Here is a 14,430-nt window from a genome sequence, read left to right as displayed (position 1 = left end):
AAGATCCTTTCATTTAGTGGCCACCGCCAGCGTCGCCGCCAGCACTTGCTGCCGCGCCGCTAACTGACACCATCATTGGCTTGCCCACTACCGTGGCTTGCAAAGCGGCATCGGCCCGCCAGAAATCGGCCTGGGCATTGATGGCTTGAACCACTGTGTTTACCTGGTCACGGCTGTCAGCCAACAGTTCGAATACCCCGATGAACATGCCGTTGTAACGCAACACGTTTTCATCGGCGATGGTTTGCTTCAAAGGCAAAATTTCATCGCGGTAATGGCGGGCGATGTCGTAGGTGGTGCGGTAGGCAGAATAGCTTTCACGCAGGGTCGATTGCGCCCCCCGCAAGGTGGCCTCAAGCCGGTTGGCTGCAGCCAGAGTATTGGCATTGAAGGCATCACGCTTCATGCCGCCCCAATCAAAAATCGGCAGAGCCAATTCAAGCTCATACCCCTTTTTGTTGTTGCGCTCACCAGTGTCGTTTTCAAAAATTGTGTCATAACGAATGCCAGCCTCTATGTCCAGAAAACTGGCCACATTGCCCAAGCCCTGCGCTTTGGCATTGGCCTCAAAGCCTTGTTGGGCCATTCGCACATCCAAACGGTCTTCGGCACGCTTGGCCACCTCAGTTGGGGCCTTTGGCGCGTCAGGCAAGTCGGGTAGCCGATCGGGTAACTTCAATTGCGTAGCCTGTTCAGCGTTCAAGCCGAGCATGCGTATCAGCGCTTCGCGAGTGGCCGTGGCTTTGTGCCGTGTGGCAGCCAGGTTCAGGGCTGCATCGGCATAAAAGCTTTGTTGGCGCGCGCGCTGCAAGCGGGTGAAGTTGCCCACCTCCTGCATGCGGCGGGCCAGTTCAGCGCTTGTTTGCGCGCTTTCAAACACCTGTTGGGCGTAGCTGTGTGCCTGTCGAGCAGCCACTGCATCCACCCAGGCTTGCCGCACCTGGGTTACCTGGTCCACCACACTGCTGGTCAGCTGCAATTGAGCACGGTCGATTTGCGTGCGGGCAATGCCCTGGCGGGCAGGGAGGCTCAACAAATCAAGCAAACCAAAACTCAGCAAGCGACCCAATTCCAATTCGTCTTTAATGCGCACACGTTCGAACGCAAACACCGGGTTGTGAATGCGGCCACCTTGAGCGGCCTGTGCGGCTTGTGCCCAGTTCTCGGCCAACACGGTTTGAAACTGCGGGCTGTGGGTCAACATCAACTCGACAGCAGCTGGCTGGCTAAGTGGTTCCTTTAGAATCTCACTGGCCTTGCTCGCCATGGCTTGGCGTTGTTCATCGGTTTGAACAAGGCTCAGTTTGCCGTTGGTGAAGCTGCTCAATTCCTGATTGGTTTGATCCACCGATTCATCAATGTTCACCGTGGCACAACCCGCCAGAACCAGAACCGCCAAAGCAATAGTTGTCTTTTTCAGAATACGGGGGGTGTTCATTGGGCACCTCCGTGATTGTGAGCCTCGGGCTTGGCAGCTTCCTTGCCGCTTGCCGACTGCTCCTTGGCCTTGTCTTCATAAGGCTCGCGGGCATACACGCGCCAACCGCCTATTTCATCAACCAGTTGGTTTGCCTTGGGCCAGTTTTGTATTTCCGGATCGGAATAGGCTTGGTAGCCTTCAAACACCGATCGGTATTCAAGTTCTTGCACAGCTTGTTCAGCATGGGCAGGCAAAGCCGATGCAAGCAACAGCAGTGCGAATGGGGAATGGAACTTCATAGATCCTCGCAATCATTCAATACACAAGGCTTGCAGGGTTTTTCCCCGGGCAAGCCCACGAATCAAATGGCGAGTATTTTGGGCGGTCGGTCTATCCGCCGTGTGTCGGCAGAGTGAGGCAGTTGCGGCGACTCAACTGGGTGCATGGCATCCGGTTGAATGGCATTGAAGCTGGCCTGGGTCACCGGCAGCAACACTACGGCGCAGGTGGGTGCACAGTTGCAGCATCCGTGAAGTGACTTCATCAATTTTTTGGAAGAGTCCGGGTCGGCCTGCACGTCCATGGCGTGCATGCTGTGGTCCATGCCATCCTGGGTCATGGCACTGTGATTCATGTCACCGTGGTCGGTCATCTGACTGGATTTGGTCGGATTTCCATTCAAATGGCATGCGTACATGCTGGCCTGCGCCATGCCCTGAACAGGCAACGCAAGCAACATCAGCCACATGAGGAAGGTCCGAACCATTTTTGTCATAACCGGCAACATACCATTGCAATTCAGACAGGGCAAGCTGGGGAAAGTTGCAAACAGGGGTGCATTTATCCCAGGGCTTTGAGCAATTTCAATTGTTCAAGCAACAACATGCGCACAACCTTGTCTTGCAGAGTTCGGGGCTTGGTCAGCTTCATTCTTTCAAGATAAGGCAATGCAGGTTCAGGCAATTTGCCAGTAAACACGGTCTTCAACAGCAGCTTCCATTTGGGTGTCGTGGCTGCTTGCGCCTTCACACCTTTTAAAGCCTGGGCCAATACCCATTCCTGTTCGGTAAAGTCGCAACCCAGGGGGAAAGGAGGCAAAACCTGTTTCTCCAAGAATGTATTCAATCTGCGAATCAGGTTCTCTGGCGTGTTGTGACGGAATTGCTCTGGAATTTCATAGCCTGGTTCGATTTTTCCAGCTGCCTTGGCCTGCGTGAGCAATTCACCCTGAAACCGTGAGTCGGCTACATGAATCAAGGCCTTGGCCACCTCAGAATCGGACTTCGCCCGCAAATCGGCAATGCCGTACTCGGTCACCACAATGTCTCGAAGGTGCCGGGGTATCGTGCAATGGCCATAGCTAAATACAATATTGCTGCTGGCTTGGCCACCAGCTTCATTCTCCCGCACGGCCCGCACCATTAAAATGCTGCGTCCAGTCGGCAATTTGTGCGCCATGGACACAAAATTGTATTGCCCACCCACACCGGAAATGACTCGCCCATCGGCCAAACCATCCGACACCACGGCGCCACTCAGCGTGGCCATGATCCCGGTGTTTACAAACCGGGCATGTTCACGTTGGGCACTGTACAGGGCGTGGTTCAAATCAAGCTGATTGACATGCTCCACACCCAGCATGTGAATCAAATTACGCTTGGCAACAGGCATGTTTTTCAAGGCCGCGTACATGGTGTTCGGCCCTAGAAAAAAGCCTGCATGCAGCACGGTGCCATTCACCAATTCAGTGCCCAAACCATGCTCAGCCAATGCACTTCGCGTGTATGTCTCGGCCAAATTGGCCAACACACGCTGGCCATTTGGCAACACCAAGTGCACCCCATCCAGCACAACACCTGCAGCCAACAGGCCGTGCCGTTTCAACACTGCAAAATCTTCTGGCCTTATTTCCCGCACACCCAAACTGGCCAAATCGTCCAGAACTGAGGCAGTCAATTGCTCGGGGTTGCACTTGCCTTGGTGAATCAGTCGCTGCAAAGCCCAGTGATCGTAAACCTTGCGCTTGAGCACCCCGGCCTGCATCAAATGCAAAAAGCCATCCACAAACATTTCAGTGGCGCCATACAAACCGGTTTGAAAGGGTTGTTGGCCACCAATTTGTTCAGCAAGCGAAGTGTTTGCCGCTGACCAATTCATCGCCTCGATTACCCGACGATAATTCGCGTTGTTGGTGTGCCGCAGGCCAAGCGCATGCACCACTGCATCACCCAATGCGCCGATGCCCACCTGCAAAGTGCCGCCATCTTTAATCAATGCGCTGGCATAAAAGCCCAAAGCGTAATCGGCAAGACCCACCGGCAGCTTGGGCGTTGAAAACAGCGTTGTGGTGTAGCGCGGGTGGTCCACCACCAAATCAAATTCATCGCTTGGTACCACGGCGCTGTGCGCCATATAGGGCAAGTTCTGGTTCACCACACCCACCAACAGGTGCGACCTCTCGCTGTCTCGCAACAAACGCACCAGTTCAATCGAGGTGTCGGGGTTACAACTCAGGGAATACTCGGAAGCCTCACCGTCGCCAGGTTTGCACACTGCCTGCATCGCCAGGTTACAACCTTGCTCGTAAATATCGCGGGCCGCCGTGGTGTAGTTGGTGCTGACATAATTTTGCTGTGCATTGGCATTGCCCATGCGGCTGCCTGGCTTGAAGAAGAACTCATGCAGCTTTACATTGGCAGGCAACTTGCCTTGGGTGGCGTCGACTGCATAAAGCAAATCAGGGCAATCACCCCACACTCGGTCTACAAAAGGCTGCAAAAACGCGGCCTCGATTTCCGAGCTTGCCACTGGCTTTTCCAGAGACAGAGCAGTGAGTATTGTCAAATGAATGGATGAATCCGCCTTGGCGCGCTGGTACAAGGCGTTGATCAGCTCGGGAGGTTTGCCCAAACCCAAAGGCAAGCCAACCCGAATGTCCTTGCCCAGGCGTTGAAGAATTTCATCCACACACTGCTCAACATTGTCCAGAATCAGGGGTTGTGTTGTGCAGTGTGTCGGCATGAATTCTCGCAAAAGTTAAGCAGGCACCTTCATGTTCGCGGCAATTGCGCCAGCGGCCATGGCGGCCGGAGACTGATTCAAATAGGCTTGCGCCAATTCTGTTGAACCTTCTTTGGAAGGATCGTACCACGGGCTGAAATAAGGCAATTGCTGCATCACCAGCCAAAGCGGGTTAGGCAACAACTGCTTGCGCGAGGCCTTGAACCATTCAATCCACATCCAGGGTTTGTACACCGCCGGCTTTTTCTTGGCGAAACGGGGATCTTGCCCTGCAATATTGGCTGCGCCGTCTACCCACAAACCGATGATCATGGGCACCACAATTGCGGCCAGGTAATAGCGGGACAAGTAATCGCCACCGAGGTGTTTGTACAAATCAAAAGCCACGCTGCGGTGTTCAACTTCTTCGGCGCCGTGCCAGCGAATCAGGTCCAGCAGCACCTGGTCCGAATTCAGTTCATCCCATTTTTTATTCTCCAGCACATACATGCCCAGCACGCAGGTCATGTGCTCAATAGTCGCCACCAAGCCCAAGCGGGCCAACAGCCAGCGGCGCTCCAGCCATGCGGGTACTTTTTTCCCAAAGGGGGTGTCGTCCAGCACCACATCGAACAACCATTTCATCAATCGCTGGTTGCGCTCGGTCTTGATGCCACGCGCAGCCAGATATTCTTCAGTGGCGGAACTGTGCCCGCGCGCATGCATGGCCTCTTGCTTGATGAAACCGCGCACGTCCTCTTTCAACTTCTCATCAGTGACCAAGGGCAGGGCCTTGTTGTACAGGCGGCAAAACCAGAATTCGCCAGCAGGCAAAATCAGATTGATCTCGTTGATGAAGTAACTTGCGTAGGGCTCGTTGGGGATCCAGTCGATGGGCGTTTCCGACCAATCAAACTTCACATTGCGTTGCTTCAAGGGCACGTCGGTGTTCGACGCAGGGCGCACGGCTTTTTTTCGCGCAGCAGTGGTGGCGGTCATGGTGGGTCTCCAACAGCTATGTTTAGGATGACATTCTTTGATGTCATGGTTTGATCATAACCGGGAAGTGGCAGAACCGATAGTGGATTTGCTCTAGGAGAATAAAAGACATATCTTGGTGGCAAAAATGCTACCATTTATCATGGTTGTTGTAATTGACACCAACGTATTTGTCTCAGCCTGCCTCGGCAACGGCGACAGCACTCGAGTCATCGAGGCGGTGCTTCTCGAAAAGATTCACCCCTTGATTGGAACAGCTTTGGTCAATGAATATGAAGCCGTTTTGTCAAGACCAAGCTTGTTCAAAACAAGCCGCTTGAACGACGATGAAAGAAACAAGCTTCTGGATTTGTTTTTTTCGAAATGCAACCTCCAAAAGGTGTACTTCAACTGGCGACCTAATCTTCGAGATGAAGCAGACAATCATTTAATCGAACTGGCGATTGCGGGCAATGCACAGGCGATCGTGACCCAGAATGTAAAGGACTTCAGAGGAACAGAATTGTTCTTCGATGGTTTGAGGATTCTGACCCCAAACCAGATTTTGAAGGAGGTTTGAATGGCAGCTTTAACTGTGCGCCTATCGGACGAAAAACATGCACGCCTGAAAGCACTGGCCAAGGCACGTGGCATTCCGCTCAATGCGCTAATTGATGAAATGACCACTCAAATGCTGGCTGAATTTGACGCAGAAACCCGATTTCAAGTCAGAGCCATGCGCGGTAGACAATTACCGATTGAAGAGGGACTGGTTTTGCTGAACAAGGCACGTGGCGAACTTACTTCCACGGGAGGGTCTTCCCAAGAGGTTTTGCACGAGAGATCCAAACTATACGTTCCACCTTCTGCAGGTAAATCTGAATATGCCGGGTACTTTACGCTGACCAAAACAGCCGACAAGCAATATCAATTCAGATTACACAGCGGTGCACATGAAATAATTTTAATCAGTCAAGTTTTCGACTCGAGAAAAGAGGCGGAAAATGCGATTAAGACATTGCAGAAAGCCTCAACGGACGCATTTCAGATTAATTTTGATTCTGGATCAATCGCCGATCTGAAACTTGGAGCGCTTGCCTTTGAGTTGCGTGACGATCTCGTAATCGCCAAAGGCGCGGCCAAAGCATTTGTCAGCCGTCTGGTTGAACTCTCAAAAACCAGTCGTATCCATTAAAACGGGCGCCCACACAACACGCCAAACCAATTGTGTGGGCTTAAAATGATTCAAACAGTGGAGTCTTTCACGGTGGTCGACTTGCCATTGGTTTTCACAGACTCAATACCGTTGTCGCAACCGGATTCAGTGGCATACATCTGGCTGGAACCAATAATTTGATGATTGGCAGCTTTCAGGTTGAAATGGTGCTTGCCATTGGCAGCCACTTTTTTCTCATACCGGGCAGCATCACCGCAGTTTTTCTGAACCGACTCAATGCCGTTTTCAGCTGCTGCTTTGGTTTTGTAAAGCTCGCTGGTCAGAATAATTTCATGGTTGCCTGCTTTCAAGGCAAATTTAAACTGACCATCGCTGCTCTTGCTTAACTCGAAATAACCTGCCATCTCCAACTCCTTTGCATGAATTATTGGTGAATGCTTTGGGCTAACCCATTTCGGTTATATCACAGGGTTGTGAAACTTCACCACCAGAAACAAAAACGGCGGCTGGTTGCCCAGTCGCCGTTCCTTGGCACTTCAATTGCCCATTTATTCCTTGAAAGCCACCTGTTCGGCATTGAAACCGCCGCCCAAAGCACGAATCATGGCCAGGGTTGCTCCCTGCTGGCTTTGCCAGGCTGAGGCCCAGCTTAGCTGGGCGTTCAGCAAATTGCGCTGGGCATCCAGCAATTCAAGCTGGTTGGCCACGCCGTTGTCCACACGCAATTGCGCCAAACGCACCACTTGGGTCAGGGTTTGAACCTGCTCCTGTCGGGCCTGCAAACGCTCGCGGGCTTCACGCTGAGCCACAATGGCATCGTAAATTTCCTGGAATGCAGTTCGAACGCTTGCCTCGTATTGCAACACCGCTTGATTGCGGCGGGCAATGGCGGCATCCCGCTCATTTGTCAAACGGCCTGCCTGAAAAATAGGCTGAGTAATTTGAGACTGAAAGCTCCAGATTTTGGCTGGACCAGTGAACAAATCACTTAAATCAGCACTTTCCCGCCCCCCAAAAGCGCTCAGGCCAATGGTTGGAAAAAAGGCCTTGCGCGCCGCTTCAAGATCAGCTTCACCAGCCAGCAATTGCTGCTCAGCAGCCGCCAAATCGGGGCGACGCAGCAGCAATTCGGAAGGCGTGTTTTCCGGCAAAATGAATATGCTGGTCAGGTTCAGGTTGTCCACGCCCAAAGGCGGCAATGCCGGGGTGTTGCCACCCACAATCACTGCCAGCGCGTTTTCAGCCCTGGACAATTGCTCACGCGTGTCAGGCAGTTGCGCACGCACAGCCAATAGTTCAGCCTCTGTTTGGCGCAACTGCAACTCATTGCTCAAACCCACGTCGTAACGCTGTTTGGCCAATTTGTAAGCTGCATCACGGCTTTCCAATGTTTGTTCCAGCACTTGCACCTGAAGGCGCAGTACACGCACCTGCGTGTGCAGAGAAGCAGCTGTTGCAGCCACACTCAAACGGGCACCACGCACGTTATAGCCTTGCTGCATAAAACTTGCACGTGCGGCATCTTCAAGTGCGCCAATTCGACCCCACAGGTCCAGCTCCCAACTGGCACCGACGCCAATCTGATTGCTTTCATAGACATTCTGACCACCAAACACTGGCACATTGCCCGCTTGTGAGGGGCGGTTGCGGCCACTGGTGAACTGACCAAAAATGGAAGGCCATTGCTGCGATTTCGCAATGCCCAGTACAGCGCCTGCTTCATTCAAGCGCTCATTGGCCAGGCGCACATCCGTGTTGTTTTTCAGGGCCTGCTCAACCACAGCCACCAAGCTGGCATCACCCAGCAGCGACCACCAGGCCTCGTTTTGAACGTCCTTCATGCCAACGCCTTTGACGTTCTCAGGCAAGGCGACCTCAACGGGCTGCTCGGGTTTGGCAGTGAATTTGTCCAACAGCGGAATGCTGGATGCACAACCTGTTAACGCCAGGGTCAAACCCAATCCGATTGCGGTTTTGGGAAGGGACTTAAACATGCTCGCCCCCTTTGTTTGTTGATTGTTGATTGGATGAATCATTTGCTTCCTCTTCATCACCATGGTGTCGCCCACCTTTCTCACTTCTGTCAATCAGACGGTAAAACAGGGGCACAAAGAAAATGGCCAGTAATGTGGCGGCAGTCATGCCACCCATTACACCGGTGCCCACCGCCGTTCTCGCGCCAGCACCAGCACCACTGGAAAACGCCAGCGGAACGACCCCTAGAATAAACGCAAACGAGGTCATCAAGATGGGGCGGAACCGCAAACGGGCCGCTTCCAACGAAGCCTCAAGGGCGCTCATGCCCTCTTCACGTTTCAGTACCGCAAATTCAACGATCAAAATCGCATTCTTCGCAGCCAGGCCCAGCAAGGTCACCAAGCCGATCTGGAAATACACATCGTTGGTCATGTCGCGCATCCACACTGCCAACAATGCGCCAAACAAACCAAACGGCATGGCCAGCAGCACCGAGAACGGCAAGGTCCATTTTTCATACTGCGCAGCCAGAATCAGGAACACCATCAATGCACCCAAAATAAGGGCAAAGCTGGAGGAGCCTGCAGAACGTTTTTCCTGGAACGAGGCACCCGAAAAATCGTAGCTGAAGTCATCGGGCAACACTTCGGCTGCAATGTCTTCAATGGCCTTGATGGCCTCGCCAGAACTTACCCCCGGTGCGCCACTACCAAGTAGTTTTACAGCAGGTAGATTGTTGAAACGCTCCAAAGTTTCAGGGCCTTGTGAAAACTCCACTTTTGCAAAGGCCGAAATTGGAATCATCTCGCCCTTGTTGGAACGCACATACATATTGCCGATGTCGGTCGGGCTTTTGCGGTATTGCGCATCAGCGGACATCAGCACCTGCCAGGTGCGACCAAACTTGTTGAAGTCATTCACATAGTACGTACCCAAGCTTGCAGACAAGGTGTCGAACACCTCATTAATGTTCACGCCCATGGCGCGCGCACGCTCGCGGTCCACGTCCACATACAACTGCGGAGTACCAGGACGCCACAAAGTTTGCACACCTGCAAGGCGTGGGTCAGCGTTGGCCTTGGCAATAAAGGCATTCATCACCTTGGCCAATTCGGCCGGGCCGCCCTCACCACGGTTCTGAATGTAAAACTCAAAGCCACCTGCATTGCCCAAACCGAAAATGGGTGGTGGTGCAAAGGCCAGCACCAAACCTTCCTGAATACCAGCGGTTCGGCCAAACAATTCGCCCACTAGGTCGCCGGTCACCGCCTCACGTTCATCCCAATGGCGCTGGGTAACGAACATGGTGGCCGCGTTGTTTTTAAAGCTGCCACCCAAGAAGTCGAAACCAGTGAATGCCACGGAATACTCATTGGCCGGGTTGGCGGCCACCGCATCCACCACTTCGGCCACAACCTTGTCGGTACGCTGCAAGGTAGCGCCATCGGGCAGGAACACCGCAGCAATGAAATAGCCTTGGTCTTCATCCGGCACCAGTGAACCAGGGGTTGCCTTGAACAAACCTGCGGTCACCACCAGCATCACCAGGAACAGGCCAATGCCAATGGCTGGGCGCATGCTGATGAACTTCACGCCACCCACGTATTTGGTGGTAACACGGCCAAACCAGTCGTTGAACCAAGTGAAAAACTTGCCGGGTTTTTTGTGCTCATGCTTGAGCAACAACACGCACAATGCAGGTGTCAAAGTCAGCGCCACAATACCGGACACAATCACCGCAATTGCAATGGTGATCGCAAACTGGCGATACAACTCGCCAGTCAAACCGCCCAGGAAGCCAATCGGAATGAACACGGCCGACAACACCAGCACAATCGCAATCACAGGGCCAGTCACTTCCTGCATGGCTTTGATGGCCGCTTTGCGGGCACCCAAACCTTCCTCGTGCATAATTCGCTCGACGTTTTCCAGCACCACAATGGCATCATCCACCACAATACCAATGGCCAACACCATGCCGAACAGGGTCAAGGTATTGATTGAGTAACCCAGCAGGTACAAACCAGCAAACGCACCCAGCAATGACACGGGTACTGCCAGAATTGGAATGAGCGTTGCGCGCCAGTTTTGCAAAAACACATACACCACGATGAACACCAGAATCATCGCTTCAATCAGTGTTTTTACCACTTCGCGAATCGACACTTCCACGAAACGTGTGGTGTCATAGGGCACGGCGTAATCCAACCCTTCCGGGAAATCGGCCGCAATTTCATCCACCGTGCCTTTCACGGTTTGTGCCACTTCAAGCGCATTGGCGCCGGGCTGCAAAAACACACCCACCAGTGTTGCTGGCTTGCCATTGATGCGACCAGTAAAGTCGTAGTCTTTCGAGCCCAATTCAACTCGCGCCACATCTTTCAAGCGCAATGAAGAACCATCGGGATTCACGCGAATCAATACGTTCTCGAATTCTTCAACATCTTGCAAACGGCCCTGTGCAGTAATGGTGTAAACCAGTTCCTGACCATTGTTGTTGGGCGCCTGGCCCACTTTACCGGCTGCAAACTGTGCGTTTTGCTCGTTCAATGCTGCGGCAATATCGCCAGAGGTCAACTTCAATTGCGCCATGCGATCGGGTTTGATCCAAATGCGCATTGCATAGTCTTTCGCACCAAAAATTTGCACGTTGGTGGTACCTGGAATTCGCTTGATGCGGTCCAGCACGTTCAAAGTCACATAATTCGAGGTGTAGAAGTCGTCGAACCGGCCATCTTCAGAATAAAACGCCAACACCTGCAAGAACGAGGATGAACCCTTGTTCACGGTCACACCCTGCCTGCGCACTTCCTGCGGCAAAATGTTTTCCACCTGCTTCACGCGGTTGTTCACGTTCAATGCGGCTTGATCAGGATCGGTGCCAATTTCAAACGTCACCATGATTTCAACCACGCCACTGCTGGCCGAGGTCGAGCTCATGTACATCATATCTTCAACGCCATTGATGGCGTTTTCAATGGGTGCAGCCACTGTGCTGGCGATCACTTCAGCAGACGCACCTGGGTACACCGCACGAACCTGCACCACGGGCGGAGCAATTTCAGGGTACTGCGCAATCGGCAAACCACGCATGGCAGCCAAACCTGCCAGCATGATGAAAATCGACAACACGGCCGCAAACACAGGCCGGTCGATAAAGAATTTCGAAAACATGTTTTTTACCCCTTATTGCTTCTGCTCAGTGGCTGCTGGCTGCGCATCAGCACCTGCAATCACGGGTTGTACGGGTGTTCCAGGGGGCGCTTTCATAAAGCCGTCGGTCATTACTTTGTCGCCTGCAACCAGGCCATCGGTGACCACCCATTGATCACCCTTCCACTGTGCAACCTGCACAGGGCGTGGCTCCACGGTGTTTTCAGGGTTGACAGTCATCACGACTTTCCCACCCTCCGGATTCTCAAGTACCGCGCGCTGAGGCAACAACACCGCATCTTTCTGCACTGCGCCGCTGACACGCACACGGACAAACTGCCCAGGGTTCAACACTTCTTTCTCGTTGATCAGCACGGCACGCGCATCCACGGTGCCTGTGGCGGGGTTTACACGCACGTCCTGAAACCCAAGTTTGGCCTTCATGCCCATGGGTTTGCCATCGGCACCCAACACCTCCACCACCAGGTCGCCATTGCTCAAGGCCACCGCGCCACTAGCAATGCCCTTGCGCAACTGCTCATGGTCTTTTTCGGGGATGCCGAAGTTCACATACACCTGGTCGATCTGGGTAACCGTGGTCAACAGCTCGGAAGGGCCTGATACAAAACTGCCTTCGGAATACAGCGAGCGGCTTGCAAAACCGTTCACCGGTGATTCAACACGCGCATATTCCAGATTCAAACGCGCAGTGCGCACGGCAGCACTGGCCACCAGCAAATCGGCCTTGGCCACTTCAAATGCGGATTGCGCATTGTCCAGTTCCGATTGGGAAACAGCCTTGCTGTCTGCCAAAGGCAAAACACGTTTGTAATCGCGCTCGGCCTGAGCTGCACGAACCTTGGCGGCATTTTCATCAGCCAAAGCGCGGGCCAATGCGGTTTGATAGGGTGCGTTGTCCAGACTGTACAAAGATTGGCCTTTCTTCACTCGGCCGCCCTCTTCGAACAGGCGACGTTCGATAATACCCGCCACACGGGCCCGAATTTCAACCTCGCGCAGGCCAGCAATTTGAGCCGGGTATTCATACGTTAATTCCAGCGGTTCGGTTTTTACCTCAACCACCGGTACAGGTGCCGCCTGGCCCGCACCGGGGCCACCGGGGGCCTGGGCGTCAGCGCCCTGGCCACAGCCCAGCAACAAAGCGCTGGACAAAACGGTCACCAGCAACGCAGGCAGAAGGGTGGCTCCTGCAAAAGCGCGGCTGTAGGGGGAAGCTTGAGTTTGCTTTGAATTCAATGAGTTGCTGTGCATGATGTGTGCCCTGTACTATCCTTGTGGGAATTTTTCGGGGTTGATTTAATGACCGAGAAGTCAGATAATACATACATACATGAGTGTATGTAAATGATTTTTTCAATTGGGTGTAGACAATTGTGGTGAGAAAAACAAAGGAAGAAGCGCAGGAAACCCGGAACCTGATTCTGGACACAGCAGAAGCGGTGTTCTCAGAAAAAGGGGTGTCGAGGACCACGCTGAACGACATTGCCAAAGCCGCCGAGCTGACGCGGGGAGCCATTTATTGGCACTTCAAAAACAAGGCCGATCTGTTTGACGCCATGTTACAACGCGTCATATTACCAATGGATGAATTCATCGCCACGCCCGACCTGCACCCTGAACAGCAGCCGTTGGCCTACCTGCGTACGCGTTCCATGCATGTGGTGCGCACTTTGGCCGAAGACACCCGCACCCAACGGGTCTTTGACATCGTGATGCACAAAGCAGAAATGGTTGACGACATGTTGCCCATTCGAGACAGGCATCTGGAAGCCATCCAAGGTTGTATTCAAACCATTGAAACAGACTTTCAGGCGGCCATCGACAAAGGCGAATTGCCCGCAACCACCAATGCCCGCCAGGCAGCGATTGGTTTACACGCCCTGATTGATGGCCTATTTGCCAATTTTGTACTCAGCCCGAATTTGTTTGATTTGATGGAACAGGCCGAATTTACCATCGACAATTACCTGAACGGCCTGGCCAACAGACAGTAATTAAACGCGACCTGTCACCGGAATACCTGCCCCATTGATGTCTCGGGCGGCATCTGACAACAAAAATGCAATGACCCCGGCCAGAGAATCGGGCGCTACCCAGTCTGCCGGGTCTGAATCGGGCATGGCCTGGCGATTGGCCGGCGTGTCCAGAACACTGGGTAACACCGCATTGGCGCGAATACCCAAATGTTTGTTCTCTACGGCAAGGGCCTCGGTCAAACGCAGCACGGCCGATTTGGCTGCTGCATAAGCGCCCATGCCTTCGGCAGCTTTGCCAGCAGCCGCCGCGCCAATGTTCACAATCACACCGCTTTGCTGGTCTTGAAACTGCGGCAAAATAGCTTGGCACATATTGACCGCAGTTTGCACATTCATGGCGTACTGCGTATTCCAGGTGTCCAGGCTGCTGTCCGCCTGCTTTTCCCACACAAATCCACCTGCAATATTCACCACCGCGTCAATCTGGCCAAAATACTCCCAGGCCTGATTCACCACCTCTTGAGCATGCTCGGGCAAGGTCAGGTCCACATTGCCAATCGACACCGCGTCGCTTTCACCTTCCCACTCGGGCTGGTTCAAATCAATCAGCAAAAGACGGTAGCCCAAGCTGCCCAAATGCGTGGCAACAGCCTGTCCCAAATTGCCTGCTGCACCCGTAATAATCGCCACTGGATTGCTGTTGCTCATGAAAATCGACTCCAAATTTG

13 protein-coding genes are annotated in these 14,430 nt (G+C 53.2%); 3 read left to right on the top strand and 10 right to left on the bottom strand.

What is annotated here, in order from left to right; genetic code table 11:
- Positions 1–13: 13 nt before the first annotated feature.
- The 5 genes from FCS97_RS03665 to FCS97_RS03645 all read right to left on the bottom strand — a co-directional run bounded on the left by FCS97_RS03665 (position 14) and on the right by FCS97_RS03645 (position 5,419).
- Positions 14–1,438 (bottom strand): TolC family protein, encoded by a 1,425-nt coding sequence (locus tag FCS97_RS03665; RefSeq protein WP_138516689.1) that lies wholly within the window; start codon positions 1,436–1,438, stop codon positions 14–16.
- Positions 1,435–1,719, bottom strand: coding sequence for a hypothetical protein (locus tag FCS97_RS03660; RefSeq protein ID WP_138516687.1), 285 nt, complete (start codon positions 1,717–1,719; stop codon positions 1,435–1,437). Before FCS97_RS03660 ends, FCS97_RS03665 begins: the two co-directional genes overlap by 4 nt.
- Positions 1,720–1,781: 62 nt before the next feature.
- Positions 1,782–2,168 carry a hypothetical protein gene (locus tag FCS97_RS03655; RefSeq protein ID WP_138516685.1) on the bottom strand — a complete coding sequence of 129 codons (387 nt, stop codon included), beginning with the start codon at positions 2,166–2,168 and terminating at the stop codon, positions 1,782–1,784.
- Positions 2,169–2,260: 92 nt separating this feature from the next.
- Positions 2,261–4,441 (bottom strand): acetyl-CoA hydrolase/transferase C-terminal domain-containing protein, encoded by a 2,181-nt coding sequence (locus FCS97_RS03650; RefSeq protein ID WP_138516683.1) that lies wholly within the window; start codon positions 4,439–4,441, stop codon positions 2,261–2,263.
- A 15-nt stretch (positions 4,442–4,456) separates the two neighbouring features.
- Entirely contained in the window at positions 4,457–5,419 is a 963-nt protein-coding gene (locus FCS97_RS03645; protein WP_212746433.1) for a metal-dependent hydrolase, read from the bottom strand.
- A gap of 118 nt (positions 5,420–5,537) precedes the next feature.
- On the opposite strand from FCS97_RS03645, the gene FCS97_RS03640 reads away from it, so the two are divergent.
- Positions 5,538–5,978: a putative toxin-antitoxin system toxin component, PIN family gene (locus FCS97_RS03640; RefSeq protein ID WP_246066012.1), complete on the top strand. Its 441-nt coding sequence runs from the start codon at positions 5,538–5,540 to the stop codon at positions 5,976–5,978.
- Positions 5,979–6,593 (top strand): DUF1508 domain-containing protein, encoded by a 615-nt coding sequence (locus FCS97_RS03635; protein ID WP_138516679.1) that lies wholly within the window; start codon positions 5,979–5,981, stop codon positions 6,591–6,593.
- A 50-nt stretch (positions 6,594–6,643) separates the two neighbouring features.
- On the opposite strand, the gene FCS97_RS03630 is transcribed toward FCS97_RS03635, so the two are convergent.
- The 4 genes from FCS97_RS03630 to FCS97_RS03615 form a co-directional block, all read right to left on the bottom strand.
- The gene (locus FCS97_RS03630) at positions 6,644–6,979 is read right to left on the bottom strand and encodes a YegP family protein (RefSeq protein ID WP_138516677.1); all 336 of its coding nucleotides are present in this window, start codon (positions 6,977–6,979) and stop codon (positions 6,644–6,646) included.
- Between the two features lie 144 nt (positions 6,980–7,123).
- Positions 7,124–8,569, bottom strand: a complete 1,446-nt coding sequence (locus FCS97_RS03625; RefSeq protein WP_171035154.1) for an efflux transporter outer membrane subunit — start codon at positions 8,567–8,569, stop codon at positions 7,124–7,126.
- Complete coding sequence (locus FCS97_RS03620; RefSeq protein ID WP_138516673.1) at positions 8,562–11,726, bottom strand: efflux RND transporter permease subunit; 3,165 nt, start codon at positions 11,724–11,726, stop codon at positions 8,562–8,564. The genes FCS97_RS03625 and FCS97_RS03620 overlap by 8 nt, the downstream gene beginning before the upstream one ends.
- Positions 11,727–11,738: 12 nt before the next feature.
- Positions 11,739–12,977: an efflux RND transporter periplasmic adaptor subunit gene (locus tag FCS97_RS03615; protein ID WP_138516671.1), complete on the bottom strand. Its 1,239-nt coding sequence runs from the start codon at positions 12,975–12,977 to the stop codon at positions 11,739–11,741.
- 125 nt (positions 12,978–13,102) lie between these two features.
- On the opposite strand from FCS97_RS03615, the gene FCS97_RS03610 reads away from it, so the two are divergent.
- Complete coding sequence (locus tag FCS97_RS03610; protein ID WP_138516669.1) at positions 13,103–13,720, top strand: TetR family transcriptional regulator; 618 nt, start codon at positions 13,103–13,105, stop codon at positions 13,718–13,720.
- Here the strand turns inward: FCS97_RS03610 and FCS97_RS03605 are convergent, their stop codons facing one another.
- Entirely contained in the window at positions 13,721–14,410 is a 690-nt protein-coding gene (locus FCS97_RS03605) for an SDR family NAD(P)-dependent oxidoreductase (RefSeq protein ID WP_138516667.1), read from the bottom strand. It lies immediately after the preceding gene.
- Positions 14,411–14,430: the final 20 nt, after the last annotated feature.

The sequence above is a fragment of the Limnobacter alexandrii genome (assembly GCF_005871185.1).
GTDB classification, from domain to species: domain Bacteria; phylum Pseudomonadota; class Gammaproteobacteria; order Burkholderiales; family Burkholderiaceae_B; genus Limnobacter; species Limnobacter alexandrii.
The sequence above is the reverse complement of the archived record's forward strand: the minus strand, read 5'-3'. Positions and strand labels throughout refer to the sequence as shown.